This window comes from Streptomyces sparsus (assembly GCF_054776295.1).
This window is the reverse complement of record NZ_BAAHCA010001497.1, coordinates 1-779: the sequence shown is the minus strand read 5'-3', so window position 1 is coordinate 779 and position 779 is coordinate 1. Positions and strand designations below refer to the sequence as shown.

At 75.6% G+C, this 779-nt stretch carries 1 protein-coding gene; it reads left to right on the top strand.

What is annotated here, in order from left to right; genetic code table 11:
• Positions 1 to 92: 92 nt before the first annotated feature.
• Positions 93 to 779: TVP38/TMEM64 family protein (locus ACYVE9_RS29240; protein ID WP_461030894.1), on the top strand; the 687-nt coding region annotated here is incomplete at its 3' end.

Below are 779 nucleotides of genomic sequence, written 5' to 3'. Positions count from 1 at the left end.
GACCGCCCGCCGCAGGGCAGCGTCGGGGCCTCCGCCGGCAGGAGCGGCCCGCTCTCCGGTCGAGACGGCCCGCTCCCCGGTGGGAGGTCGCGGTGACGCGGGGCACGGGTCTGCGGCTGACGGCCCTGCTGCTGCTCGTCGCGGGGCTCGGCTACTGGGCGGTGACGGACGGCGGGCAGACGCTGTCCGCGGTGAACGCCTGGGTGGCGACACTCGGACTGTGGGCGCCGGTCATGTTCGCGTTGGTCTTCGCGCTCGCGCAGGCCGCCTTCGTGCCCGGCTCGGTGCTCACCGCGTCCGCAGGGTTGCTGTTCGGCGTCGCGCTGGGCTCGGCGGCCGTACTCGTCGGGGCCACGGCAGGTGCCGCGCTCTGCTTCTGGCTCGCGCGCTGGCTCGGCCGACCTGCGGTGGTGAGGTTCGCCGGTTCTGGGCGGCTGGCCGATCTCGACGACCGCATCGCACGTCGCGGCTTCGCCGCCGTCCTGGTCCTGCGCCTCGTGCCGGTTCTCCCCTTCGCCATGGTGAACTACGGCGCCGGTGTCACCGCCGTCCGCTTCGTGCCCTATCTCGCCGCCACCGTGCTCGGTACCGCGCCCGCCACCGTCGCCTACGCAGGACTCGGCGGATCACTGAGCGATCCCACCTCACCCGCCCTCTGGCTCGCGCTGACCGGGCTGCTCGCGCTGACAGCCGGAGGCTGGTGGCTCGCCCGCCGCACCACACCCCGACGGCCCGTCCCCGGCGCGCGACCGACGGACGGCGGCGGCCCCGGCCCCACC